The organism is Leisingera daeponensis, assembly GCF_019801465.1.
Classification (GTDB): Bacteria; Pseudomonadota; Alphaproteobacteria; order Rhodobacterales; family Rhodobacteraceae; genus Leisingera; species Leisingera daeponensis_A.
Genome location: NZ_JAHVJA010000009.1, coordinates 1 through 25150, shown reverse-complemented (window position 1 = coordinate 25150; position 25150 = coordinate 1). Strand labels below are relative to the sequence as shown.

Here is a 25150-nt window from a genome sequence, read left to right as displayed (position 1 = left end):
GGGGAACTGCCGGGAGGGATGCCGCCTGCGGCCTGCGTGATGCCGCTATCTGACTTTGCGTGTGTCGCAATCCGCCAAGCGTGCCGCTCCGCAGCGGCTCAGGATGGGGGCATGACACACGCATTCATTCCAAAACGCATGGACCGCCGCGCAACCGGGTGCGATCTGGTCGCTGCCTGAGATCCGCCGCCCTTCGCGGGCTTCGACGGTTTCTCAACGGCAGACTTTGGAATGACATATGACAGCATCACAGGCGCTGCGCCTTGCCATTGATATTGGCGGCACATTCACCGACACCGTTCTGGTGGCCGGGCAAGACACTATTCTGGCCTCTACCAAGACCCTGACCACCCACCGGAACCCGGCGGACGGCGCGATGGAGGGCGCGGCGCGGGTGATGGCGCAATCGGGCCGGTCGCTGGGCGAGGTAACCGGCTTTATCCACGGCACCACGCTGGCCACCAACGCGCTGATCGAGCGGCGCGGGGCGACGGTGGCGACGGTCACCACCGAGGGGTTCCGGGATATCCTCGAGATCGCCTATGAGCGGCGCTATTCCCAGTATGACATCAACCTGGAGAAGCCCGATCTGCTGGTGCCGCGCGAACGCGCGCTGACCATCCGCGAACGGATGTCGGCAGAGGGCGGGATGCTGATCCCGATGCAGGACAGCGCGGTTGAGGCGCTGATTGCGGAACTGGACACCAGCGGCGCTGATGCCGTGGCCGTCTGTCTGATGCACGCCTATGCCAACCCGGATCATGAGCGGCGGCTGCGCGATATCCTGGCGGAACGGCGGCCCGGGCTGACGGTCTCGATCTCCTCCGAGGTCAGCCCCGAGGCGCGGGAGTTCGACCGGCTTTGCACCACGGTGGCCAACGCCTATATCCAGCCGCTGATGGAGACCTATCTGGCGCGCTTTGCCGAGCGGTTTGCGGCGGAGGGCGTGACCTGCCCGATCCTGATGATGACCGCGGGCGGCGGCATGTGCACGATCCAGACGGCGGCGCGGTTCCCGATCCGGCTGGTGGAAAGCGGACCCGCCGGCGGCGCCATTCTGGCCGCGCGCATTGCCGCGCGGGCGGGACTCGCGCAGGTGCTGTCCTTTGACGTCGGCGGCACTACCGCCAAGCTCTGCCTGATTGATAATGCCCGGCCGCAGACCTCGCGCCAGTTCGAGATCGCCCGGGCTGCGCGGTTCATCAGGGGGTCGGGGATGCCGGTGCGGATCCCGGTAATCGAGATGATCGAGATTGGCGCCGGCGGCGGCTCTATTGCCGGGGTGGACCGGCTGGGGCGTTTGACCGTGGGGCCGAAATCCGCAGGCTCTGAGCCCGGGCCAGTGGCATTCGGGCGTGGCGGCACCGAGCCGACGGTGACCGACAGTGACATTACCCTGGGCTACATCGTGCCGGACACCTTTGCAGAAGGGCATATCCGGATCGCCCCGGAGGCGTCGAAGGAGGCTCTGGCGCGGGTGATCGGCAGCAGGCTGGAGGTGGACGGGGCAGGCGCGGCGGATGGCGTCAGCCGCATCGTGGATGAGAGCATGGCCAGCGCAGGGCGGATGCATGCGGTGGAGTCCGGCAAGGACCTGGGCCCGCGCACCATGATCGCCTTTGGCGGCAACGGCCCGCTGCATGCGACACGGGTGGCGCGTTCAGCTGGCGTTTCGCGTATCGTGATACCGCCGAACCCGGGTGTGGGCTCGGCCGTCGGGTTCCTGTTTGCGCCGGTGTCGTTCGAGATTGTGCGCTCGCGCTATTCGCTGCTGGAGAGCATGGATATGGGCAGCATCAACTGTCTGTTCGCCCAGATGACCGATGAGGCGCAATCGGTGGTGGCGCAGGGCGCGGGCGATGCCGAAACGCAAGTGCAGCGCACCGCTTTCATGCGCTACAGCGGGCAGGGGCATGAGATCGAGATCACTCTGCCGGATCGTGATCTGACGTCGGAGGACCTTGGCCCGCTGACCGCGGCGTTTGAGGCCGAGTACGCCAAGCAGTTCTCGCGCCCGGTGCCGGGCATGAAGATCGAGATCCTGAACTGGGCGGTGCGGGTGGCGACTCCGGAGGCCGAGGCGGCAGCGGTGCCTGAGACGCCGGAGCTGAAGACAGTCACGCCCGCTGCCTTCCGCGTGATCACCTGCGACGTGGACGGCACAAAGAAAGAGGCCGGTTTTGTCCCGCGTGACAGCCTGAAACCCGGCGACCGCGTCTGCGGCCCGGCGCTGATCACGGAACCCCAGACCACCACGCTGGTCTCGGCGGATTTCTCTGCCCATGCGGACGTAATTGGCAACATTGTCCTGATCCGGGATCAGAAAGGAGCTGCGCAATGACCGCTTTGTCACAGGATCTTTCCCCCGCCCGCCTGCAAGTCATGTGGAACCGCCTGCTGGCAGTTGTCGAGGAGCAGGGCCAGACCCTGATCCGCGCGGCGTTTTCGCCCATCGTGCGCGAATGCGGCGACATCTCGGCCGGCATCTTCGACGTGCAGGGCCGGATGCTGGCGCAGGCGGTGACCGGCACGCCGGGTCATATCAACACCATGGCCGAGGCGGTGATGCACCTGCGCGAGCGCTTCCCGGTGGAGGTTATGAAGCCCGGCGACATCTACATGACCAACGATCCCTGGCTGGCGTCAGGGCATCTGAACGATTTCCTGCTGATGATGCCTGCGTTCAAGAACGGCAAGGTGGTGGGCTTCACCTCCTGCACCTCGCATCTGGTGGACCTGGGCGGCCTCGGCATGGGGCCGGAAGGATCCGACATCTATGACGAGGGGCTGCTGATCCCGCCCTGCAAGCTGGTGGAGGAGGGCGCGCCCAATGCGCTCTTGATGGATATCATCCGCGCCAACAGCCGCGAGCCCATCGCCAATGAGGGCGACATCTATGCGCTGATCGCCTGCTGCGAAGCGGGGGTGAAGCGGCTCACCGGCATGATGGAGGAATTCGGCATAGATGATCTGGATGCTCTGGGCGCCTATATCATCGAGACCTCCCGCCGCGGCACGCTGGAGGCAATCGCGGAGGTGCCGGAGGGCGTCTACAAGAACGTGCTCAAGATGGACGGCTACGAGAACGAGCTGGAGCTGCACGCGGCGCTGACCGTCACCAAGGACGGCATGCATGTGGATTTCACCGGCACCTCGGGCTGTTCCGGCAAGGGCATCAACGTGCCGCTGAACTATGCAACCGCTTACACGGTGTTTGCCCTGCGCTGCATTGTCGGGCCGGATATCCCGAACAATGCCGGGAGTTTGGAGCCGTTCACCGTTGATGGCCCCAAGGGCTGCATTCTGAACGCGCAGCGCCCGGTGCCGGTGGCAATGCGGCATACGCTGGGGCAGGTGACGCCGGATCTGGTGCTCGGCTGCCTGCATCAGGCGCTGCCGGATCAGGTTCCGGCCGAGGGCGCGTCCTGCATGTTCGACCTGCCGATGCGCCACGCGCCGGAGGTGGCCCGCGACGGCGGCCGCGCGTTTGCCATCGAGCCGGTCCACAACGGCGGCACCGGCGCGCGGCCCCATGCGGACGGGCTGTCGGCGACGGCCTATCCTTCGGGGGTCTATGGCAGCCAGGTGGAAATCACCGAGGCGGTCGCCCCGGTCATCATGTGGCGCCGCGAGCTGCGGCCCGACAGCGGTGGCGCAGGCAAATACCGCGGCGGGCTGGGACAGCGGATCGAGATGACGGCCTCGAACGGCGCCCCCTTCATCGTGTTCCTGTCGGTGGAACGGCTGAAGTTCCCGGCACTGGGCCGCATGGGGGGGCAGCCCGGCGCCCCGGGCCGTATCCGCTTCCGCGATGGCGAACAGGACATCCCCGGCAAGGGCGAGTTGCGGGTGGAGGCAGACGACTACCTGATCTTTGAAACCCCGGGCGGCGGCGGTTTCGGCGACCCGGCGGAGCGCGACCCCGAAGCGCTGGCACTGGATTTGAAACGCGGGCTGGTGACTGAGGAAGGCGCAAGCGCCTATGGGGGTGGCAAATGATCCGCGCGGTCCCGCATGTTGCCGCCCTGGCGCCTTATGCTTTGGCGGATCTGGGTGGCGAGGGGGTCATTTCCCTCGCCCAGAACGAAAGCGCCTTTGCCGCCAGCCCGGCTGCGATTGCGGCGGGCAAGGCGGTGCTGGAGCAGATGCCGCTCTACCCGGACCCGGAGTGGCCGGAACTGCGAGCAGCTGTCGCCGAAGTGCACAGTCTGGACCCGGTCAAGGTGCTGTGCGGGGCCGGGTCGATGGAGCTGATCGGCTGCCTGATCCGCGCCTTTGCCGGGCCGGGGGACCGGGTCTTGGGCACCGATTACGGCTATGCCTTTGTGGCGTCTGCGTCGGCGCAGGTGCAAGCGGATTACGTCAAGGCGCGGGAGCGGGAGCTGACGGTTTCGGTGGATGATATCCTCGCTGCCGTCACCTCTGAGACCCGCATCGTTTTCGTCTGCAACCCCGGCAACCCGACGGGGACGCTGATACCGAACGCTGAAATCCTGCGGCTGCGCGCGGGCCTGCCGGCAGATGTGCTGCTGGTGGTGGATCAGGCCTATGCCGAGTTTGCCGATGCGGACAACGATCCGGGCGAAATCTTCGCGCTGGCGGAGCGCGGCGATACGGTTGTGCTGCGCACTCTCTCCAAGGCCTTTGGCCTTGCGGGCGCGCGGGCAGGGTGGGGGTACTTCCCGCCGGAGATCGCCGGGGAAGTGCGCAAGCTCTTGAACCCCAACAATATCTCCATCCCGTCGCAGGCGATGGCAGCGGCGGCGATGCGGGACCAGGTGCATATGCAGGACGTGGTGGCCAAAGCGGCGGCCATCCGCGACGGCTTTGCCGAAGGCTGCCGCGCTTTGGGGCTCACGGTGCCGCAGAGCCATACCAACTTTGTGCTGATCCGCTTTGCCTCACCCGAACAGGCGCAGGCGGCGGATGCGGCGCTGCGGGAACAAAAACTGCTGATGCGCGGCATGGGCGGTTATGGCTTGGGCGATTGCCTGCGCGCCACCATTTGCAGCCAGCCGGTGATGGACCGGGCGCTGGCGGTGCTGAAAGGAGTTGTCAAATGACCCATGAAACCCGCACCCGCGCGAAAATCGGCGTGCTGGTGCCCTTCACCAACACCAACCTCGAGGCGGACATGATGCTGATGCGCTGCCCGGACACCACGGTGCATTTCCAGCGCATGGGCGGCTATGACGTGGACGAGATCCCCGGTTCCGACCAGATGGCGGGGCTTGGCGCCTCGGATATCAGCCATGACCTCCGGATGATCTCGGGCGTGCGGCCCGACGTGGTGCTTTATGGCTGTACCTCGGCGACGCTGACTCACGGGCCAGGCTTTGACGCGGACCTGGCGGCGCGGATCAAGGCAGGCTCCGGCGCCATCTCCCTCACCGCCGCCGGTTCGCTGGTGGCGGGCATCAAGGCTCTTGGCGCAACGAAAGTGGGCTTCTCTTCGCCTTATCTGGGAGAAATTAACACCCAGGCGATGGCGTTTCTGGCTGCCAACGGCATCGAAACGGTTAAATGCGCCGATATAGGCCGAGAACTGGGCAACTACGGCCAGGGCGAGCTGACGCCGGAGGACGTCTTCGATCTCGCCTGTCAGGCCGACCACCCGAAGGCAGAGGCCATCGTTCTCAGCTGCACTGACCTGCGCGCGGTTGAGGCGGTGGAGCGGATCGAGGCGCGCTTAGGCAAGCCAGTTGTCACCTCCAACCAGGCGATGATGTTCTGCCTGATGCGGGCACTTGGCCTGCCGCGCCATGACGCGCTGCCGGGCCGGTTGTTCGACTGTCTTTGATGTGAAGAACCAGGGCGTCGAAATGCGCCCTGGTTCCTTCTTCTTTGCGGAAATACTCCGGGGGGCGCGAGGGGCTGGCCCCTCGCACGATTATTCTGCGCCATTGGCCTGGGCGGCCAATGGACGGCGGGCCGGCCACTCGCTCCTACTCCTTCAAGGCTCGCCGGAACCGATATCTTCCTTCCGCTTGGCCACATAGGCCTCCAGCTCTTCGCGGATTGCCGGGTCCATCGCCGGTTCCTCGAAATCCCGCAGGGCCTGCTGCCAGATCCCGGTGGCCCGTTGCAGGGCGTCCTTGGCGCCGGCCGCTTCCCAGTTCTCGTAATTCTGCCAGTCCGACAGCATCGGGCGGTAGAACGCGGTCTCATAGCGCGCCATCGTGTGCTCGGCGCCAAAGAAATGGCCGCCGGTGGGCACTGACTGGATGGCATCGAAACCCAGCTCATCCGCGTCGAATTTTATCGGCTTCAGGAATTCGATCATGTTCTGGATGATCTCCACGTCCAAGATGAATTTCTCATATGACGCGGTCAGACCGCCCTCCAGCCAGCCGGCCGCGTGATAGACGATATTGGCGCCGCCCAGCACCGCGCCCCAGGTGGCCATCATGGTTTCATAGGCCGCCTGCAGGTCCACCGCGTTGGAGGCGTTGGCGTTGGAGGTCCGGTAGGGGATGCCATAGCGCCGCGCCAGTTGGCCACCGGCGATATTGGCCTTGGCGTTCTCCGGCGTGCCAAAGGCCGGCGCGCCGGAGCGCATGTCGACGTTGGAGGTGAAGGAGCCGTACATCACCGGGGTGCCCGGGTTCACCAGCTGGGTCAGCACCACGCCGAACAGCGCCTCGGCGTTCTGCTGGGCAAGGGCTGCGGGCAGGGTCACCGGGGTCATTGCGCCCATCAGGGTGAATGGCGTCACCGTCACCGGCTGGCCGTATTCGGCCATAGCGATCAGCCCGTCGCCCATCGCGTCGTCGAACAGCCGCGGCGAGTTCACCGAGATTATAGTGATCACGCCCGGATCGCCCTTCATCTCCTCTGGCGTCTGGCCGCGGGAGATCGCCATCATGTTTATCCCGTCCAGCGCCCGGCCGTGGCCGATGGCGGAGCAGTGAAAGGTCAGATCCGAATAGGTCAGATTGGCCTGGTAGGTGTCCAGATGGCGGTTGTTGGCGGGCAGCTCCAGCGGCGCGGTCACCTGGTTGCCGATCAGGTGGATGGCGTTGAAGTGATGCGCCAGCTTGATGAAGTTCTGGTAGTCGGTCAGGTTGCCCTGCCGCCGCCCATTAATGCAGTCGTGCACGTTGGGCGGGCCGGCCACCAGGCCGAAGGTCACGTTATTGCCACCCAGGGTGATCTGCTTGGCGCGGTTGCGAGCGGTCAGGGTAAATTCAAACGGCACCGTTTCCAGCGCCGCGGCGACAATGCTCTCGTCGATGCGGATGGTCTTGCTGTCGCGGTCGACGATGGCGCCAGCATCTTCAAAGAGATCCATGACGTTCTCGCCCATCACCCGGATGCCTGCCTCCGACAGGATCCGCATCGAGGTGTCGTGCAGCTGGTCCACCTGCTCCGGTTTCAAAAGCTCGAACGCCGGATAGGTGTTCTTTACCTGTTGCCAGGGCAGTTGTTCGATACTGCCGCCGGATCGGGTGGATTTGCCGCGGCGTCCGCCGCTGCGCCTTTCGCGTGACATATGTCTTTCTTTCCAGTCTGTTAGAAGGCTCTGATTTCCGGCGCGTCATAGATCAGACGGCTCAGATCGGAGAATTTGCTGCCGTCGCGGGTGAATCCCAGCACCGTATCGCGGATTGCGCCGGCGCGGGCCTCGCCAAGCACGGGGGCGGCAAACTCCATGAACTTCCGCACGATGTCGTCCTGCGAGAACGGCGCCTCGGGGCCGCCGCGGGCGTGGACATCTCCTGTCTCCAGCACTCGCCCGTCGGTCAGCGTCACCACCACATCGGCCACCCGGCAGGCCGGGAAGCGGACCGAATGGCGCGCGGCCTCCGCGACCGAGATCCGCTCGTGGATCGAGGCCACACGTGGGTCCGCCAGCCCCTCGCCTGAGATATGCTCGACGCCGATCCGGCCATAAGCCGCCTGCACCGCCACCGCAAAGCCCAGCGAATATTGCGCCTGGCTGGTGGTCGCGGGGATGCCCGGGTAGAGGCAGGCGCTTTCGTGGAAGGTGTTGATGTGGATCCTGGCAAGCTGTTCGTGGGTCAGGCCGTGCTCCAGCATCACCTGCCGGAGCGCGTCGATCGGGGCATGGGCCCAGCGGCAGATCGGGTAGGGCTTCACGTACTGATGCTCCATCTGCCAGAAGCTGCCGAGGTCGTCCCAGTGCTCCGCCACCCGGTCTTCCTCGATGGTGATGGCGGGGGCGCCGGTGAAACCCTTCTCGGCCAGAACCGCCGCCGACATGCCCACCATCGCGCCCCAGCCGGAGCCGTCATGCAGCATCGAGGGGTTGGCGATCTCGCGCATCATCTGGCTGCGCGGGCCGTGGAATTCGGCGATCCCCAGCGCCTCGCGCAGCTGGTCACGGCTGAGGCCGCGCATCCGCGCTGCCATTGCCGCCACCCCCAGTGCGTTCCAGGCGCCGGAGGTGTGGTAGTCGCTGACGGTGGCATGCAGCGACAGGGCAGCGCGGCCTGCCAGCTCATAGCCCAGGGTGGTGATGGCCAGCGCCTCGGGGCCCGAAAAGTCCGGGACGGTTTCCGCAAGTGCGGCGATGGCCGGGATCACCACCACGCCGATATGGCCCTTGGTCGGGTAGTAACCGTCGTGGCCGTCCAGATTGTCTGTGGCGGTGGCGGCGGCATAGGCGGCGCCCGCGACGCTGACCCGGCGGCCGTCGAACATCATGCGCGCGGCCAAACCCTCCTCGCCGCAGCCATAAAGCGCCACGGCGGTATCGCGGGCGATGCGCCCGGCCTCCATCGGGGTGGCGCCGATAGTGATGCCCAGCGTGTCCAGGAACATCAGCGCCGCGGCCTCGCGGGTGGTTTCCAGCAGGTCTTCGGGGTGCAGTCCGAAGGTGAAGTCAGCGACGCGGTTGAATGTGGCTGTCATGTCAGGCGGTCCATCTGAGGTCATTGACCAAAGGCTAGGGGCATTGGTGCCGGGTGACCCGCAATTAAACCGGGGTCATAGGCCCCCTTTATTTCGCGAGCTGCGTGCTAAACGTCGGTTTCTGACCACTTCGGGGCGCTAACCCTTGGGAATTGCGGCGCATTCCAAAGCATGTGAACATGGCCCGAAACCGCCAGCGGATTGATTGATGAAGAATCTCCCCCACCTGACCTTCCTGCGTTCTTTTGAGGCCGCCGCGCGCTATCTCAGCTTTACCTCTGCAGCGGACGAGCTGAACTGCACTCAGTCGGCGGTGTCCAACCACGTCCGCAGCCTGGAGGAGTTCATCGGCCGCCCGCTGTTCGTGCGCCATCCGCGGTCGCTGTCGCTGACCGATGTGGGCGAGGCGTATCTGCCCTCGGTCCGTCATGCGCTGCAGGAGATTGATTCAGCCACCCAGCTCCTGATCTCGCAAAGCCACAAGCGGGAGGTGGTGATCTCCTGCCCGGTCAGCCTGGCGGAACGCTGGCTGTTGAAGGTGATCGAGGGGTTTTCCGCGGCGCATCCGGATATCGATCTGACCATCCACAGCACCATCTGGGTGGATGTGGAAACCAATGTTTCGGACATTTCCATCACCATCAACCATGTCGATGACGTGATGGGACCGGCGGTCAAGTTGTGGGACGAGAAGCTGGCGCTGGTCTGTGCGCCAGACTTCCAGGTCGCGGGCGAGGTGCTGACCCGGCCGGAACAACTGGTGCAGGCGAAGCTGATCCACATCCTGGGACGGCCGATATACTGGGAGAAGATAGCCAAGCATTATGGGCTGGCCGGCATCGAGCTGAAGGGGGGCTTGCAGACCAATTCCTCCAACATGGGGCTGGAGTTTGCTGCAAACGGGTTGGGCTGCGCAGTGCTGCCGAAAACACTAGTCCGGTTCCATGTAGCAGACGGGCGGCTGGTGGAGCCTTTCGATTTCGACCTTGATTGCCCTTGGACCTATTTCGCCACCTTCAAGGACAAGGCGGCAACGCCTTCGGTCAAGCATTTCAAGACCTGGCTGCTGAAGGCTGCGGCGGAGATGGATGTGTAGGGCCTGACCGCCGTTTGCCGCAGACATTGAAATTCGGCGGTCCTTGACGTATATACGGGTATATATACATGAGGCCTGCCAATGATTGAGACCAAGATCAGGAAAGTCGGAAACTCTGCCGTCATCACGCTGACGACGGAGATGCTCACCATGCTGGACGCCAAGGAAGGCGACACGCTGTTTGTGGTGCGCGGCGATGATGGCAGCCTTAGGGTGATGGCGCATGACCCCTCGGTGGCCGAGGCGCTGGCCGCGGCCGAGATCGTGATGGATGAGAACCGTGATCTGCTGCAGGCGCTTGCGTGAGCACTTATAAATGGGTGCCGCTGGCAGCCGTTACTGTCATTCATGACCGGCAGATTGCCCGCCACGGCGGCGCGGCGGGGATGCGTGACAGGGCGCTGCTGGAGATGGGTTGCGCGCGGGCGATGAACCTTGCGGCCTATTCGGATGCAGGCGTGGCGGAGGTTGCCGCGGCCTATGCGTTCGGGCTCGCCAAGGCGCATGCCTTTGTCGATGGAAACAAGCGCACGGCCTTTGTGACCGCCGTTACCTTTCTGCGGCTGAACGGATACCAGTTCCGCCCGGACCTGGTGGAGGGCGTGCGAATGATGGAGGACCTCGCCACGGGGGATGTGGATGAGGCCCGTTTCGCGCAATGGCTGACGGCGGGGATGCAGCCGATTTAGCTCTGCCCCACAGGTAAGTCCCGCCCGGACGAAGGCCGGGCAGCGCCCGACCCTCCCCACGGGAGGGCGCTTTCGCACCCACCCAGGGTCGGGCGCTGCCCTTGGTGTTTCTAGTCGGGCGGTGGAGCCTGCTTAGGCCCGCAGTCGCGCGCCCGAAGGATCAAAGGCCGCCGCTTCCAGAATGCGCGCCTTATGCGGCTTGCCCAGGATGAAGACCTCGACCTCGTCACCCGGCTTAGCAACCGCCGGGTTGGCATACCCCAGCGCCAGCGACTTGCCGACGGAGTAGCCGTAGGCGCCTGAGGTCACCCGGCCCACCGGTTTGCCGTCCGGGGTGAAGACCGGCTCGCCGCCCGAGGCATCGGCATCGTTCACCGTGTCGATCTCGAAGGCTGACAGAACTTCGCGCGGGGCGTTGTCCTTGACCTTCAGATAGGCGTCCTTGTTCAGAAAGTCCTTGTCCAGCTTGATGAGACCGGCCAGGCCAACCTCCTGCGGCCAGTATTCCTGGCTGTATTCGCGGCCCCAGGAGCCATAACCCTTCTCGATCCGCAGGGAGCCGAGCGCGCGGCCGCCAACCGGGCCGCCGTCAAACTCTGCGGCTGCCGCCAGCAGGGCGGAGTACAGCTTGACCTGATCGCTTTCCGCGCAGTGCAGTTCCCAGCCCAGATCGCCGGTGAAGGACACGCGGATCGCCAGGCATTCCACACCGGCCACGTCGATGGTGCGCGAGCGCATGAAGCGGTAAGCCTCGTTCGACAGATCCGCATTGGTCAGCCGCTGCAGCATCTCGCGGGATTTCGGACCGGCCACGTTGAAGCCCGCGATGCGGTTGGTCGCGACCTCAAACGTGGTGCCTTCGGGCAGCTCGATCATGTTGAAGAACCGCTGGTGATAGCGTTCCGCCATACCGGAGCCGACCATCATGTACTCGTCATCCGCCACCTTGCTGATGGTGAAATCGCCGGCCACGCCGCCGCGGACCGAGATCAGCGGGGTGAGGCAGCTGCGGCCCACCTCAGTGGGCACCTTGTTGGCAACCAGCTTGTCCAGCCAGTCAAACGCGCCCGGCCCCTTGATCACGTAGTTGGCGAAGTTCGAGATGTCGATTACACCGACGTTTTCGCGCAGCATGTTGACCTCGCGGCCCACCGGCTCCCACCAGTTCTGGCGGGTGAAGCTGTTGGTGTCCTGGGTGCCGGGCGTGCCGGAGAACCACAGGGGATGCTCCCAGCCGCAGTTGAGGCCAAAGACGCAGCCTATTTCCTTTTGCAGCTCGTACGCGGGACGCACACGGGCCGGGCGGCCGGCACTGCGTTCCTCGTTCGGGAAATGGATGGCAAAGCGGTGGGCGTACTGGTCCTCGACCCGGGCCTTGGTGAATGCCTTGTCGGCCCAGTCGCCAAAGCGCGCGAGATCCCAAGCGAACATATCGTATTGCGGTTCGCCCTCGATCATCCACTGCGCCGCCAGCAAACCGAGGCCGCCGGACTGGGAGAAGCCGGGAATGATGCCGGTGCAGCAGAAGTAGTTTTTCAGCTCCGGCACCGGGCCCCAGATGGCGTTGGAGTCGGGCGACCAGATCATCGGGCCGTTGATGACGCGTTTGACGCCGGCGGTTTCGGCACAAGGAACGCGTTCGGTGGCACGGATCACGTTCTCCATGATCCGGTCCAGATCGTCGGGGAACAGCTCATGGGCAAAGTCCAGCGGGGTTCCGTCCTCGGCCCAGAAGCGCATGTCCTTCTCATAGGCGCCGATCAGGAAGCCGTTGCCCTCCTGACGGAAGTAGTATTCGCCGTCGCGGTCGGCGATTGAGGGCAGGCGGCGGCCCAGATTGGCAACCTCGTCGATGGATTCAGTGACGAAATACTGATGCTCGGTCGGCTGCAACGGCAGGGTGAGGCCCGCCATCGCCGCCACCTCGCGGCCCCAGAGGCCGCCTGCGTTGACCACCCACTGGGTGTGGATGTCGCCCTTTTCCGTCTTCACGATCCAGGAGCCGTCGGGCTGCTGCTCGGTGCCGATCACCGGGCAGAAGCGTTCGATCTGGGCGCCCATGGCGCGGGCGCCGGCGGCATAGGCCATGGTCACGCCCGAGGGGTCGACGTTTCCGCCGTCGGGTTCGAACATGATGCAGCGGATGTCGTCGAACTGCGCCAGCGGGTGCAGTTCCTTGGCCTGTTCGCGGCTGACCTCATGAAAGTTGAGGCCGTAGTATTTCGCCTTGGCCTCCTGCAAGCGCAACTGGTGCTCACGCTCCTCGGTCTTGGCGAGGTACAGGGAGCCCGGCTGGAACACGCCGCAGCCTTGGCCGGTTTCCTTTTCCAGCTCTTTATACAGGTTCATGGTATAGTGCTGGACACGGGTCACGTTGTTGTTGTCGTGCAGCCCGTGGATGTTGGCCGCCGCATGCCAGGTGGAGCCGGCGGTCAGCTCGTCGCGTTCCAAGAGCACCACGTCTTTCCAGCCGAGTTTCGCCAGGTGGTAGAGGATCGAGCAGCCGACCAGCCCGCCGCCGATGACAACTGCCTGTGCATGGGTTTTCATGCGTCATGTTCCCTTGCCTGCGTGCCTGAAACGGCGCTCCCTGCAGGCTGGGGAGGGCCGCTGTATCCTTCCCGGCGACCCTAGCGGCGGGGGCGGGTGATGACCCGTGAAGAATTCAAACCCATTGGCCCCGGATTCGATGGGTCATCCGGTGATCTCTTTCATCACGCCCAAGAACTTCGCCACTTCGCCCACGCTGTTGTAGTGGCACATGGAAACGCGCACGCAGCTGTCCATGCCAAGGGGCGTCAGAATGTTGCCGGAATAATGGTCCGCCTTGCGCAGATGGGTGCGGATGCCCTGTTCGTTCAAGCGTTTGACCACCTCCACCGAAGGCACCCCGTCCACGGCCAGCGACACCAGCCCCTCGCGCGCGGGGTTGTCGGCGCCGCCCAAAATGGTGACGCCGTCCATTTCGGCAAGGCCGGGCAGGTTGCCTGTACCCTGGATCATCGCGTCGGTCAGGGCTTTCTCGTGGGTGTGGATAGCCTCCCCCGCCGCCACGAATTTTGCGCGCCGGTCCGTGGCATCGCTGACCTCGCCGCCGAGCCACTCCAGGTAGGCGGCCACATCCGACAGCGTCGCATAGCTGCCGGTGTCGCGGGTGCCCATTTCCCAGTTGTCCGCGGGCCCGTCGATCAGGCAGTTATGCGGCAGCGCGGTCAGCCGGTCCGAGATCCAGGCGAGCCCGTAGCCATGACGCGAAAACATCTTGTAGGGCGAGATCACATAGCCATCCACGCCGTAGGCGGTCAGGTCGATGCGCCCGTGGGCGGCGTGCTGGATGCCGTCCACGATGATGAAGCACTCTGGAGCGACTTCACGGATGGCGGCAGCGCAGGCGGCCACATCCACGCCCATACCGGTCACTGGCGAGGTATGGACGATGGTTGCCACAACCGCATCCGGTGTGACCGCTTTGGCGTAGGCATCAGCGGTGATCGTGCCGCTGGCATCATCATGTGGGATCAGCACATGGTTCTGCCGCGCCACCCCAGCCCAGCGGGCGCAGGCGGAGCGGGTGGCCGGGTGCTCCAGCGTCGAGCCCAGCACAGTCCTGCCTTCGGAGGTGCCAAGACAGGCGTTCATAATCAGGCGGAACAGCAGTTCGGTACCGCTTTCGCCAGCGAAGAACTGGCCGCCGGGCGCGTTCATCATCACGCGCATGTCGTCCTTGGCCTTGGTGATAACCCGCACCAGCTCATGACTGCCGGAGTTGTCGCGGCCCTGGTTGTCGGGGATCGCGGCATAGCGGGCGGAGGTCTCCACCACCGAATTCAGTGACAACGCACCGCCGGCGTTTTCAAAAAAGATGCGGCTGCCCTGCTGCGGGCAGTTTTCCACCTGGGCAAAGCGGGCGCGGATCTGATCAAGGAGAGTGGCAGTGATCTGGGGCATGGCAGGTCCAACCGGGAAAGCAATTGATTTCCCGCCACAGTAGGGTGTTCGGGCGGCAGCGGCATACAAAAAATTCCGGGTCTCAGTGCCGGAAAACTCTGTGGCAGCCTGTGGTCTGATTATGCCTTCAAAAATTTCTACAGACCTGTATACAGTTCTGAGCGCGAATCCCGGGCGTTTCCCGGAATGTTTTCGGACAGGTTTTTGGAGGTCCAAATGAAGAATACGATGAACGGCGCCGAGGCGATGGTGCGCTCGCTTGAGGCGCATGGCGTTACTCATATCTTCGGCCTTTGCGGCGATACCACGCTGCCCTTCTATGATGCGATGAACCGGCTGGAGCATGGCATCACCCATGTCCTTACCCGCGACGAGCGCAGCGCGGCCTATATGGCGGACGGATTCTCCCGCGTGACCGGGCGGGTGGGGGTCTGCGAAGGCCCCTCGGGCGGCGGCGCCACCTACATCCTGCCGGGGCTGATCGAGGCTAACGAAAGCTCCTATGCGGTGCTGGCGATCACCACTGACATTTCCATCGGTTCCTACGGGAAATACCCGCTGACCGAGGTGAATCAGGAGGTCCTGATGGGCCCCCTCACAAAATTCAACACGGTGATCAGGCGCGCCGAGCATATCCCGCGCATGGTGCGCCAGGCGTTCCGGGCAATGACAACCGGCCGTTCCGGCTCGGCGCATCTGGGGCTGCCTTATGACATCCAGTATGACGATGTGCCGGCCAGTGATATCTGGGGCGACCCGAAGCATCAAAGCTACCCCGCCTACCGCGCGGCGCCGGAGCCGGGCACGGCGGAGGCTGCCGTCAAGGCCATCCTCAGCGCCAAGTCTCCGCTGATCGTCTGCGGTGGCGGCGTGGTGATTTCAGGCGCTATGGAAGAGCTGGGCAGGTTGGCAACCCGCCTGGATATCGCTGTCGGGACCTCAATCTCGGGCAAGGGAGCGCTCGCCGACACCCACCCGCTGTCTCTCGGCGTGGTCGGCTCCAACGGCGGCACCGACGAGACCTGGGAGATGATGGAAGCTGCCGATCTGGTGGTTTTCATGGGCTGCCGCGCCGGCTCCACCACCACCTCGCGCTGGGAGGCGCCCAGGCCCGGCCAGCGCATCGTGCATTTCGACAATGACCCGATGGTAATCGGCGCCAATTACCCGACTGAGGAGGGTGTGGTTGCCGACCTGAAACTGGCGCTGCAGACGGTGAATGCCTATCTGGATGGCCGCGAAGGCGATTTGCCGGCATTTGGCGGCGCCGCCAAAGTGGCCGACATCAAGCAGCGCAAGTTTGCCAAATTCGAAGAGCTGGCGCACAGCAAGACCAAACAGGTTCTGCCGGAACAGATCATCCATACCCTGAACCGGAATCTGCCGGATGACGCCATCGTGGTCTCCGATCCCGGAACCAGCTGCCCCTACTACAACGCCTACTCGCAGCAGAAGCATCCGGGCCGTCAGTACATCACCAACCGCGCCCACGGTGCCCTGGGTTACGCGCTGTCTGCATCGCTCGGAGCCTGGTTCGGGCGGCCCGGAGCCAAGGTTGTGGGCATTATGGGCGACGGCTCCTTCAACTTCACTTGCGGCGAACTGGAAACCGTGGTGCGCTGCGCGGCACCCATCACCTATGTGGTGTTCTCCAATGCGAACTTCGGCTGGATCAAGGCGAGCCAGCGCGACGACTGCGATAAGCGCTATTACAATGTGGACTTCAAACGCACCAACCACGCCGCGGTGGCGGAGGCATTCGGAGTCAGGACCTGGCGGGTCGAGAAGCCGGAAGATCTGGACCAGGCGCTTAAGGAAGCTTTTGCCCATGACGGTCCCACCCTGATCGACGTTGTTTGTCAGCCGCTGGAAGAATCCGCCGCCCCCGTGCGCCGCTGGATGGGCTGAGGGCATTTAATAAGGGATCAAAGCGAAAGGCCGGGAACCCTGCGTTTCCGGCCTTGTTTCCTTTGAAGGGGGGCCGCTATGAATCCGTTGACCCGTACACAGGAAAGGCGCCTTAAATGGATACTCCCACCGCTCCAAAATCCGGTGCCATGCTGCATTTGCGCGGCAACACGCTGTCCGAGGGCGATCCGGTGGCCCTGCCGCTGACGCAAAGCTCGATGTACCACTTGCCGGGCGACTGGACCGGCGGTCCCAGCTATGGCCGGGTGGACAATGCCACCTGGGAGCATCTGGAACATGTTCTGGCATACCTGGAAGACGCGCCCGCGCTGGCCTTTCCGTCTGGCATGGCGGCGATCTCTGCGGCGCTGTTTGCCACCGTGAGGGGAGGGTCGAAACTGCTGATCCCGTCGGACGGCTATTATGTGACCCGGCGCCTGAGCGAGCGGTTCCTGCAGAGCCTCGGCGTGGAAGTTCACCAGCGCCCCACCACCAGTTTTGCCGAGGGCGGCTTCGAAGGTTTTGACGTTGTTTTTGCGGAAACCCCTTCAAACCCCGGCCTGGACCTGTGCGACCTGCACGCGATTGCTGAGGCGGTTCACGCCGCTGGCGGGCTGCTGATTGTCGATAACACCACCATGACCCCGCTGGGCCAGCGCCCGATGGAACTGGGTGCGGATGTCGTGGTGGCCTCTGACACCAAGGCGCCGGGCGGGCATTCCGATGTGCTGATGGGGCATCTGGCGACCCGCAATTCGGATGTGCTGCAGGCCGCGCGCGAATGGCGCCAGTTCGGCGGCGGCATCCCCGGCCCGCAGGAGGCTTGGCTCGCGCACCGCGGGCTGGAAACATTGGACGTGCGTTTTGACCGCATGTGCAGCACCGCTGAGGTGCTGGCCGAACGGCTGGCAGCGCATCCGCTGGTGCAGGCGATCCGCTTTCCGGGGCTGAAATCCGACCCCTCGTTTGAGCTGGCGAAACAGCAGATGTCCCGGTTCGGTTTCCTGATCTCGATCACGCTGGACAGTGCGGAACAGGCCGATTCCTTCATCAACACCTGCCCGCTGATCCGCTCTGCGACGTCTTTCGGCGGTATCCACACCTCGGCGGAGCGCCGCGCCCGTTGGGGCGATGCGGTTGCGCCGGGGTTTATCCGCATTTCGGTCGGCACCGAACCGGCAGAGGAATTGTGGAGCGCGATGGCCGCGTCTCTGGATGCTCTGCTGGAATAGCAAAGCCACAACTGCCGCAGCAAAAACGGGTGGAAAACCGCTTCAGATCAGCGCCTGGTACAGCGACATGAGCCAGCTGCAGAAGGTCTTGACCTCCTCGCGCTGGCCAGCCCGGTCATTGATCACAATGTAATGCGAGCGCCGTTTCGGCAGCTTAAAGGTGGTCGGAACCACTACCAGCCCCTGCTCGATGTATTGTCTGGCAAAACTTTCCAGCACCATCGTCACCCCGTGGCCTGCCGCGATGGTCTGTAGCGCCAGCAGTGATGAATCCGCCTTTAACCAGTCTGCCGGTGTCTGCAGGTTCAGCCCGTGCAGCTCCGACAGGCGGCCCCAGTCGGTTTCCGAGCCGAAGATCTGCACCACATCGGATCCGGCCAGATCATGGATCGAAGGGCTGCCGCCCAGATCGTGCAGGTAACCAGGGCTGCAGACGGGCACAGCGTTTTCGTGGCCCAGATGCAGAACCTCGCTCTCCTGCCAGTCGCCGCCATAGCGGATGTCGATGTCCAGACCTTCCTCGTCAAACCGGTTGGCCCAGATGGACGTGGTCAGCTCTACCAGAATATCCGGGTGCGTCGCCTGAAAACGGCCAAGCTGGGGCGCGATGACCAAGGCCGCGCAGGAAATCGAGGCCCGCACCCTGACCACCCGCTTGCGTTTCTTGCCGAACAGGCCGGCGGTGGCCTGCTGCATGTCGATGAAGGATTTGCGGATCGGCTGGGCATAGGCCTGGCCGGTGTCGGTTAGCGCGACACCACGTGGCAGGCGTTTGAACAGCTGGGCATTCAAGTGTTTTTCCAGCAGGCGGATCTGCTGGCTGATGGCAGCGGGCGTGAGGCCCAACTCCTCCGCCGCGGCGGAGAAACTATTCAGCCGTGCGGCGGCCTCAAAGGCCTTGAGCCAAGTGACATGGGGCAGGTCGGTCATGGCAAAAGCTTTAAGCATAGTTAAGCCATAGGGGCAAAACACATTGTTTGATTTATATCATACGCGCTGCGCAATTTGGCGGGAACTCAACGGATCAGGCTTGCCATGGCGCAGACATTCGACTTCATCATCGTGGGCGCTGGTTCGGCCGGCTGTGTGCTCGCCGAACGGCTGACTGCCAATGGCCGCTACAAGGTGCTGCTGATCGAGGCCGGCGGCAGCGACCAGCGGTTCTGGATCAAGATCCCAGTTGGTTATGGCTTCACCTTCTCGGATCCCAAGGTGAACTGGCGTTATTCGGCGGCGGCGGATCCGGGGCTGAACGGGCGCGCGGCCTATTGGCCGCGGGGCAAGGTGCTGGGCGGCTCCAGTTCGATCAACGCGATGGCCTATGTGCGCGGGCTGCCGCATGATTTCGACGACTGGGACACCGCAGGCGCAACCGGCTGGGGCTGGGAGAACGTGCGCCGCAGCTATGAAGCGCTGGAGACCAACGACGAATGGCATCAGGGCCGCCGCCGTCTGCGCGGGACGGGGCCGGTGCGGGTTACCGACCTCAGCGAGCGGATGCATCCCTTTGCCAAAAACTTTCTCGCCGCCGGGCAGGACATGGGCTGGCCGTTCCTGCCGGACATGAACGCCGCGGCGGAGGAAGGGGTCAATACGCTGCCCGGCGAGGGCATGGGCTATGTCCGCAGCACGGTGAAGGACGGGCGGCGCTGGTCCTCGGCGGATGCGTTCCTGCGGCCCGCGATGAAACGCGGCAACCTGACGGTGATCAGCGGCGCGCTGGTAGAGAAAGTGCTGACCGCGGGCTGGCGGGCCACCGGCGTGGCCTTCCGGGTGAAAGGCCAACCGCAAACCGCCAAGGCCGCGCGCGAGGTGATCCTCAGCGCCGGCGCGGTGAACTCTCCGCAGCTCTTGCAGCTTTCCGGCATAGGCCCCGCGGCGCTGCTGCAGCGGCATGGGATCGAGGTGGCGCATGACCTGCCGCAGGTGGGGCAGGGGCTGCAGGACCATCTGGCGGTCTCGCATTTCTTCTGGGCCAATACAGCGACGCTGAACGACCGGCTGGGCAGTTTGGCCAAGCAGATGAAGGCCGGGCTGCACTATGTGCTGACCCGCAAAGGGCCGCTGAGCGTACCGGTCAATCAGTGCAGCGGCTTTGTCCGCACGGCGGGCGCGGCGCTGCCGGATGTGCAGGTCTATTGCAACCCGGCGTCTTACTCGACACAGGCAAACGGCAAGCCTCAGATTGACAAGGACAACGGCTTTCTGCTGTGCGTGCAACCGAGCCGCCCGGTCAGCCGAGGGCAGATCAATATCCAGTCCGCCGACCCAGGCCAGGCACCGCTGATCGAGCCGAACTCGCTGTCGGCGGAGGAAGACAAGGCGACCGCCATCCGCGCCAGCCATCTGCTGCAGGCGCTGGCCGCAACCCCCGCCATGAAACGGGTCACGCGGGAGCAGCGGGTGCCGGATATCGCCGGGATGGATGATGCTGCGCTGCTGGAAAACTTCCGTGAACGCGCGGGCAGCGTGTTTCATGCAAGCTGCACGTGCCGGATGGGGCATACTGCAACCGACTCGGTCCTGGATGCGCGGCTCAGGGTGCATGGGATGGCGGGCCTGCGGGTGATTGACGCGTCGTCGTTCCCGAATGTGACCTCGGGCAATACCAATGCGCCCACGATGATGCTGGCGGCGCGCGGTGCCGAAATGGTTCTGGAAGATAATGAAAACAGGCCCTTGGCGGCTGAATGACAGGGAATTTCAGATGAAGCTCGACAAGATTGAGACCTTTGTGTTCGGCAACCCGCCACCGCGCCACGGCGGGCGCTATTTCATCTTTGTGCGCCTGACCACCGCCTGCGGCATTACCGGAGTGGGCGAGATATACAACGCGACCTTCGGCCCGGACCTGTGCTGCGCCATGGCAGAGGAGCTGTTTGCCCGCCAGTTCGAAGGCTGCGACCCGCACCATATCGAGAAGCTGTGGCGCAAGTCCTATGGCGCGGGTTACACCATGCGCCCCGATGTGACGGTGATGGGAGTGCTGAGCGGGTTGGAAATGGCCTGCTGGGACATCATTGGCAAAGCTGCGGGTAAGCCGGCGTATGAACTGTTGGGCGGCCAGGTGCATGAGCGGCTGCGCAGCTATACATACCTCTACCCGCCAGAAGGCGACGTTTATCCGGACCCGGACACGCCCAATGTCTACAACGACCCGGACATCGCGGCGGAGGTGGCGCTGAAGCGGGTGGAGCAGGGCTTCACCGCGGTGAAATTCGACCCCGCCGGGCCGTACACGATCTATGACGGGCATCAGCCGCGGCTGGAGGATCTGGAGCGCAGCGAGATGTTCGTGAAGCGCATCCGCGAGGCGGTCGGCACCCGCGCGGACCTGCTGTTCGGCACCCACGGCCAGTTCACCGTCTCCGGCGCCAAGCGGATGGCGCGGCGGCTGGAACCCTATGAGCCCTTGTGGTTCGAGGAGCCGGTGCCGCCGGAGAACCCCGCCGATATGGCAGAGGTGGCGCGCTTCACCGCGGTGCCGATTTCAACCGGCGAGCGGCTCTGTACCAAGCATGAGTTCGCCCGCGTGCTGGAGGCCGGGGCGGCCTCGATCCTGCAGATGGACCTGGGGCGAGTCGGCGGCCTCTTGGAGGCCAAAAAGATCGCATCCATGGCAGAGACCCGGCAGGCCCAGATCGCGCCGCATCTTTACTGCGGGCCTGTGGTGGCGGCGGCGAACATCCAGATCTCCGCCTGCAGCCCGAACTTCCTGATCCTCGAGTCGATCGGCACTTTCGAAGGCCCCTATATGTCCTGCCTCAAATCCGCGATCAGCTGGGAGGATGGCTATGTAATCCCTTCCAGGGAGCCGGGCCTGGGGGTGGAACTGGATGATGCAGCCATCGCCGCCAGCCCCTACACCGGCAGCGAGCTGCACCTGGAGCTGGCGCAGGAACCAGTGGTGCAATAGCCCTGCGCCAGCGATCCCGGCTTCTCAGATCATGCTGAAATAGCTGCGGTAGAAGCCGGGCAGGCTCCACTCCATTTCGGACAGCGGGCCTGGCACGAACCGGTGCGAGTTCACGCCCTCCTGGTTGTGGCGGATAATCCGCTCGTCATCGAGCGAGGTGACATGCCACAGCCAGGTGAGCGCTTCCTTGTCATAGTCGCGGCCCTCCTCTGCGTCGCCGCGCACATACCAGGCGATCTGGATGTCGGTTTCCTGAAGGCCGCGGGGCACGAAACGGTAGCCCACCAGATGATCGGCGTAGATCAGGAAATAGTTGAGCGCACCGACCGACAGATCGGTCGCGCCGCCGTCATGGCCCGTGAGTCCGCCCAGAGGCGGCGCCAGCGGTTCGCCGTCCTTGCTGCCGGTCTGGTAGCCGGGAAACAGCGGGTAGCGGCGCCAGTAGACATCCGTACCCGGTGCAAGCGCATTGGGGCCTGTCAGGTCCAGTTCTTCGACAGGCAGGCCGATGGCGGCAGACCGCTCGCGCAGGGCGCCGCCGTATTTTTCCACCTCTGCCGAGTCTTTAAGCGAGTGGCTGCGGGAATACTCCTGATGCGAAGGGGCGCAGTGGTAGCACTCGAGGTAGTTTTCGAGCGCCAGCTTCCAATTGGCGGGCACCGGGTAGGAGGCCTCATGCGCGAGTTTCAGGTAGTCCAATCCCATCGGTGCCGACAGAGGCGCGAGGCGGTCGAGGCTTGCTTCCAGCGACGGCGGGTTTTCATCGGCGCAAATGAAGATGAGGCCTTGGAAGATCTGCACCTGCACCGGGAACAGCCCGTAATCGGACGGGTCGAAATCCGGCCCCATGGCGCGGCCGCCGCGGAGTTTTCCGTCCAGCCCGAAGGTCCAGGCGTGGTAGGGGCAGGAGAACACCCGGGCGGACCCCCGGCTTTCCAGGCAGACGCGGGAGCCGCGGTGACGGCAGACGTTCAGATGCGCACGCACCTCGCCCTCGCGGTCGCGCACGACGATCACCGACTCCGGCCCGTAGTCGAACAGGAAGTAGTCTCCGGGTTCGGCGATTTGACTGACATGCCCGGCCCAGATCCAGTTGCGGTTCCAAAACATCTTGATGTCATTGTTGTAAACCGCCTGGGAGGTATAGAAATGCCGCTCCAGTGCAAATCCTTCACGGTGGCTGTCGATCAGTTCACGCATCAGCTGCAGATCGTCCTTCGGCATCATGCGCCTCCCATGTCTTCGAGTGAGATGAGTTCACGGCGGAACCAGTCGGCATCTGCGGCCTCCGGGTCGCGTTCGAAATTGCGCGCCGCGAGATGCCCGGTAAAGACCGCATCGGCGATCAGGCCCGGGGCGGCGGCATCGCCGATCAGCTCCAGCGTGGTGAAGCGGTCTGCATGGTGCGCAGTGAGGTCATCATAAAGCGCGGTGCCGCGCTGGCGGGAGGTGACCATCAGCACGCTGGCACAGTCCACGCGGCGCGGGCGGCTGGTGTAGATGCAGGACAGCAGCGCGCCGGACGCGTCCGCCGATTGCAGAGCGTGCAGCGGGATGATCTCCACTCCGGCCTGAAGCAGGTCCGCCTGCACCCGGTGCTGCTCCAGAGTGAGTTCGGTAAAGGCCGAGGCAACGGCGCCCGGCGTCGCCAAGACCACCTTGCGGTCCGCGGCGGCAAGATGGCTTGCCAGCACACCGCCGATATAGCCCTGATCATCATCATACAGCAGCACCGGGCCGTCAGTCGGCGGCAGGAGGCCGTCCATGATGTCATCCGGAGTGAAGACAGGCATTCCGCCCATCGCCAGCGCCAACGGCGAGGTCCGCCCGCGTCCGTCGCGGTGCCAACTGCTGCCGGTGGCAAGGAAGACATTCGGAATCCCCAGATCGGCAACCTCCGCCGCGGTGAGCAAGCTGCCGGTGAACATCTGCACGTTGCCGCGCTGCTGGAGATCCCACAGGCGGTTGTCGGCAACCCGTTTCCAGGCGGACAGACCCTTGAGCCTGCTTTCCTTCCGCACCCGTCCGCCAAATTCCCCTGACGCTTCCGCCAGCGTCACCTGATAGCCGCGCCTGGCGAGTTGCATTGCGCATTCCAGACCCGCGGGGCCGGAGCCGACCACCAGTACGGCCTCTTCCTGCTGTTTGGGCGCGATAACCTCCGGATGCCATTTGCGGCGCCATTCTTCGCCCATCGTGGGGTTCTGGGTGCAGCGGATCGGGACGCCGAGGTTGTCCGCGGAGACGCAGATGTTGCAGCCGATGCATTCGCGGATTTCCTCGATCCGGCCTTCCTCGATCTTCTTGGGCAGGAAGGGGTCGGCAATGGACGGACGGGCAGCGCCGATCAGGTCCAGCACGCCCCGGGAGACCAGCGAGGCCATCAGGTCGGGCGAAGTGAAGCGGCCGACGCCGACCACCGGTTTGCTTGTCACCTGCTTCACGAATTCGGTGTAGGGCAGTTGATAGCCGTCTTCGGGCTGGAACCGGGTGGTCTGGCTGTCGTTGCTCCAGTCCGCGACATTCACGTCCCAGAGATCGGGCAGGTCCGCCAGCATTTCCACCACCGCGCGGCCCTCCTCCCCGGCCTGCATGCCGTCCGTGCCTATCATCTGGTCTACAGCAAAGCGGAAGGCGACGGCGCAGTGTCCGTCCAGCACTTCGCGGGTGTCTTCCAGCAGTTCGCGGGTCAGGCGGACACGGTTTTGAAGCGAGCCGCCGTATTCGTCGCTGCGGCTGTTGTACTGGGGCAGCAGGAAGTGATGCGCCAGGGTCATCTGGTGGCCGGCGTAGACATAGACGATGTCAAACCCCGCGTCGCGGGCGCGCAGCGCTGCGTCCCGGTGCCAGCGGCGCAGGTCGCGGATGTCCTGCTTGTCCATGGCGCGGGCCTGCTTGGGATAGACAACGTCAATCGGCCGGTCGCTCACCCCCAGTACCGGGGCGCGGGTCAGGTGGTTCATCGCGTGGTGGCCGTTATGGGCGAGCTGGATCGCCGCCAGCGATCCCTTGGCATGGACCTGCTCCGTCATCAGCCGCAGCGCCGGGACGTCGTGCTTGTCCCAGAGCCGGTGCTCTGCATAGGGGCCAAGGTCCGAAGTCGGGTGGATTTCGGTCTCCTGGGTTGAGACCACGGACCAGCCGCCCTCAGCCTTCATCGCACGTACCGCAGCCTCTGCCTGCGGACGGACATGGCCCAACCCGGTGCAATGCGGCACCTGGAAAAACCGGTTGCGGGTGGTGACGGGGCCGATTTTCACCGGTTCGAACAGAACGGAATACCCATTTGCGCCTGGCATGCTGGCACATCCTTTTGTCTTGATTGTTGGCTCTTGGCGGAGCGGCGGGCGCCGGTTCCCGCCGCTATCGGGATCAGAAGCCTGCCTTGATGCGCTCGAATTCCTTCAGCATGCGGCCTTCCAGCTCCGGGTTGACCGCATCGAAGAACAGGCTGCCCTCGAAGAACTTGTTCACGTCGGCAAAGCCG

The 25150-nt window shown here is 64.3% G+C and carries 18 protein-coding genes; 11 read left to right on the top strand and 7 right to left on the bottom strand.

What is annotated here, in order from left to right:
- The first annotated feature begins 238 nt into the window (after positions 1-238).
- From KUV26_RS17160 to KUV26_RS17145, 4 genes are read left to right on the top strand one after another with little or no spacing between them, the layout of a single operon-like run.
- Positions 239-2341, top strand: coding sequence for a hydantoinase/oxoprolinase family protein (locus KUV26_RS17160; RefSeq protein WP_222509256.1), 2103 nt, complete (start codon positions 239-241; stop codon positions 2339-2341).
- Entirely contained in the window at positions 2338-3999 is a 1662-nt protein-coding gene (locus tag KUV26_RS17155) for a hydantoinase B/oxoprolinase family protein (RefSeq protein ID WP_222509255.1), read from the top strand. The genes KUV26_RS17160 and KUV26_RS17155 overlap by 4 nt, the downstream gene beginning before the upstream one ends.
- A complete protein-coding gene (locus tag KUV26_RS17150; RefSeq protein ID WP_222509254.1) occupies positions 3996-5063 on the top strand; it encodes a pyridoxal phosphate-dependent aminotransferase in 1068 nt (355 codons plus the stop codon). Before KUV26_RS17155 ends, KUV26_RS17150 begins: the two co-directional genes overlap by 4 nt.
- Positions 5060-5800, top strand: a complete 741-nt coding sequence (locus KUV26_RS17145) for an Asp/Glu racemase (RefSeq protein WP_222509253.1) — start codon at positions 5060-5062, stop codon at positions 5798-5800. The genes KUV26_RS17150 and KUV26_RS17145 overlap by 4 nt, the downstream gene beginning before the upstream one ends.
- A 153-nt stretch (positions 5801-5953) precedes the next feature.
- Here KUV26_RS17145 and KUV26_RS17140 read toward each other — a convergent pair whose 3' ends face one another.
- Together KUV26_RS17140 and KUV26_RS17135 are read right to left on the bottom strand one after the other, a co-directional pair.
- Positions 5954-7492, bottom strand: coding sequence for a trimethylamine methyltransferase family protein (locus KUV26_RS17140; protein ID WP_222509252.1), 1539 nt, complete (start codon positions 7490-7492; stop codon positions 5954-5956).
- Between the two features lie 20 nt (positions 7493-7512).
- Positions 7513-8874, bottom strand: a complete 1362-nt coding sequence (locus tag KUV26_RS17135; RefSeq protein WP_222509251.1) for an MmgE/PrpD family protein — start codon at positions 8872-8874, stop codon at positions 7513-7515.
- 208 nt (positions 8875-9082) lie between these two features.
- Between KUV26_RS17135 and KUV26_RS17130 the strand changes: the two genes are divergently transcribed.
- The 3 genes from KUV26_RS17130 to KUV26_RS17120 all read left to right on the top strand — a co-directional run bounded on the left by KUV26_RS17130 (position 9083) and on the right by KUV26_RS17120 (position 10659).
- A complete protein-coding gene (locus KUV26_RS17130) occupies positions 9083-9970 on the top strand; it encodes a LysR substrate-binding domain-containing protein (RefSeq protein WP_222509250.1) in 888 nt (295 codons plus the stop codon).
- 81 nt (positions 9971-10051) lie between these two features.
- A complete protein-coding gene (locus tag KUV26_RS17125) occupies positions 10052-10276 on the top strand; it encodes an AbrB/MazE/SpoVT family DNA-binding domain-containing protein (RefSeq protein WP_024092785.1) in 225 nt (74 codons plus the stop codon).
- On the top strand, positions 10273-10659 hold the full coding sequence (locus KUV26_RS17120) for a type II toxin-antitoxin system death-on-curing family toxin (protein WP_222509249.1): 387 nt from the start codon (positions 10273-10275) through the stop codon (positions 10657-10659). The genes KUV26_RS17125 and KUV26_RS17120 overlap by 4 nt, the downstream gene beginning before the upstream one ends.
- A 132-nt stretch (positions 10660-10791) precedes the next feature.
- On the opposite strand, the gene KUV26_RS17115 is transcribed toward KUV26_RS17120, so the two are convergent.
- Positions 10792-13209: an FAD-dependent oxidoreductase gene (locus KUV26_RS17115; RefSeq protein WP_222509248.1), complete on the bottom strand. Its 2418-nt coding sequence runs from the start codon at positions 13207-13209 to the stop codon at positions 10792-10794.
- A 144-nt stretch (positions 13210-13353) separates the two neighbouring features.
- A complete protein-coding gene (locus KUV26_RS17110) occupies positions 13354-14607 on the bottom strand; it encodes an aminotransferase class V-fold PLP-dependent enzyme (protein ID WP_222509247.1) in 1254 nt (417 codons plus the stop codon).
- Positions 14608-14823: 216 nt separating this feature from the next.
- On the opposite strand from KUV26_RS17110, the gene KUV26_RS17105 reads away from it, so the two are divergent.
- Positions 14824-16515 (top strand): thiamine pyrophosphate-binding protein, encoded by a 1692-nt coding sequence (locus tag KUV26_RS17105; RefSeq protein ID WP_222509246.1) that lies wholly within the window; start codon positions 14824-14826, stop codon positions 16513-16515.
- 116 nt (positions 16516-16631) lie between these two features.
- The gene (locus KUV26_RS17100; protein ID WP_222509245.1) at positions 16632-17747 is read left to right on the top strand and encodes a cystathionine gamma-lyase; all 1116 of its coding nucleotides are present in this window, start codon (positions 16632-16634) and stop codon (positions 17745-17747) included.
- Between the two features lie 42 nt (positions 17748-17789).
- Here KUV26_RS17100 and KUV26_RS17095 read toward each other — a convergent pair whose 3' ends face one another.
- Entirely contained in the window at positions 17790-18677 is an 888-nt protein-coding gene (locus KUV26_RS17095; RefSeq protein ID WP_222509244.1) for a LysR substrate-binding domain-containing protein, read from the bottom strand.
- Between the two features lie 105 nt (positions 18678-18782).
- On the opposite strand from KUV26_RS17095, the gene KUV26_RS17090 reads away from it, so the two are divergent.
- On the top strand, positions 18783-20441 hold the full coding sequence (locus KUV26_RS17090; RefSeq protein WP_222509243.1) for a GMC family oxidoreductase: 1659 nt from the start codon (positions 18783-18785) through the stop codon (positions 20439-20441).
- A 13-nt stretch (positions 20442-20454) separates the two neighbouring features.
- Positions 20455-21663, top strand: coding sequence for a mandelate racemase/muconate lactonizing enzyme family protein (locus KUV26_RS17085; RefSeq protein WP_222509242.1), 1209 nt, complete (start codon positions 20455-20457; stop codon positions 21661-21663).
- Positions 21664-21687: 24 nt separating this feature from the next.
- Here the strand turns inward: KUV26_RS17085 and KUV26_RS17080 are convergent, their stop codons facing one another.
- Both KUV26_RS17080 and KUV26_RS17075 read right to left on the bottom strand, forming a co-directional pair.
- Positions 21688-22887 carry an aromatic ring-hydroxylating oxygenase subunit alpha gene (locus tag KUV26_RS17080; RefSeq protein ID WP_222509241.1) on the bottom strand — a complete coding sequence of 400 codons (1200 nt, stop codon included), beginning with the start codon at positions 22885-22887 and terminating at the stop codon, positions 21688-21690.
- Positions 22887-24962 carry an FAD-dependent oxidoreductase gene (locus tag KUV26_RS17075; protein WP_222509240.1) on the bottom strand — a complete coding sequence of 692 codons (2076 nt, stop codon included), beginning with the start codon at positions 24960-24962 and terminating at the stop codon, positions 22887-22889. The genes KUV26_RS17080 and KUV26_RS17075 overlap by 1 nt, the downstream gene beginning before the upstream one ends.
- Positions 24963-25150 lie beyond the last annotated feature (188 nt).

Bases quoted from the DNA above. Each gene is read 5' to 3' on its own strand.
- KUV26_RS17115 (WP_222509248.1), bottom strand. From the start codon at position 13,209: ATGAAAACCCATGCACAGGCAGTTGTCATCGGCGGCGGGCTGGTCGGC.
- KUV26_RS17130 (WP_222509250.1), top strand. From the start codon at position 9,083: ATGAAGAATCTCCCCCACCTGACCTTCCTGCGTTCTTTTGAGGCCGCC.
- KUV26_RS17090 (WP_222509243.1), top strand. From the start codon at position 18,783: ATGGCGCAGACATTCGACTTCATCATCGTGGGCGCTGGTTCGGCCGGC.
- KUV26_RS17085 (WP_222509242.1), top strand. From the start codon at position 20,455: ATGAAGCTCGACAAGATTGAGACCTTTGTGTTCGGCAACCCGCCACCG.
- KUV26_RS17135 (WP_222509251.1), bottom strand. From the start codon at position 8,874: ATGACAGCCACATTCAACCGCGTCGCTGACTTCACCTTCGGACTGCAC.
- KUV26_RS17145 (WP_222509253.1), top strand. From the start codon at position 5,060: ATGACCCATGAAACCCGCACCCGCGCGAAAATCGGCGTGCTGGTGCCC.
- KUV26_RS17160 (WP_222509256.1), top strand. From the start codon at position 239: ATGACAGCATCACAGGCGCTGCGCCTTGCCATTGATATTGGCGGCACA.
- KUV26_RS17125 (WP_024092785.1), top strand. From the start codon at position 10,052: ATGATTGAGACCAAGATCAGGAAAGTCGGAAACTCTGCCGTCATCACG.
- KUV26_RS17080 (WP_222509241.1), bottom strand. From the start codon at position 22,887: ATGCCGAAGGACGATCTGCAGCTGATGCGTGAACTGATCGACAGCCAC.
- KUV26_RS17075 (WP_222509240.1), bottom strand. From the start codon at position 24,962: ATGCCAGGCGCAAATGGGTATTCCGTTCTGTTCGAACCGGTGAAAATC.
- KUV26_RS17140 (WP_222509252.1), bottom strand. From the start codon at position 7,492: ATGTCACGCGAAAGGCGCAGCGGCGGACGCCGCGGCAAATCCACCCGA.
- KUV26_RS17100 (WP_222509245.1), top strand. From the start codon at position 16,632: ATGGATACTCCCACCGCTCCAAAATCCGGTGCCATGCTGCATTTGCGC.
- KUV26_RS17105 (WP_222509246.1), top strand. From the start codon at position 14,824: ATGAAGAATACGATGAACGGCGCCGAGGCGATGGTGCGCTCGCTTGAG.
- KUV26_RS17110 (WP_222509247.1), bottom strand. From the start codon at position 14,607: ATGCCCCAGATCACTGCCACTCTCCTTGATCAGATCCGCGCCCGCTTT.
- KUV26_RS17095 (WP_222509244.1), bottom strand. From the start codon at position 18,677: ATGACCGACCTGCCCCATGTCACTTGGCTCAAGGCCTTTGAGGCCGCC.
- KUV26_RS17150 (WP_222509254.1), top strand. From the start codon at position 3,996: ATGATCCGCGCGGTCCCGCATGTTGCCGCCCTGGCGCCTTATGCTTTG.
- KUV26_RS17155 (WP_222509255.1), top strand. From the start codon at position 2,338: ATGACCGCTTTGTCACAGGATCTTTCCCCCGCCCGCCTGCAAGTCATG.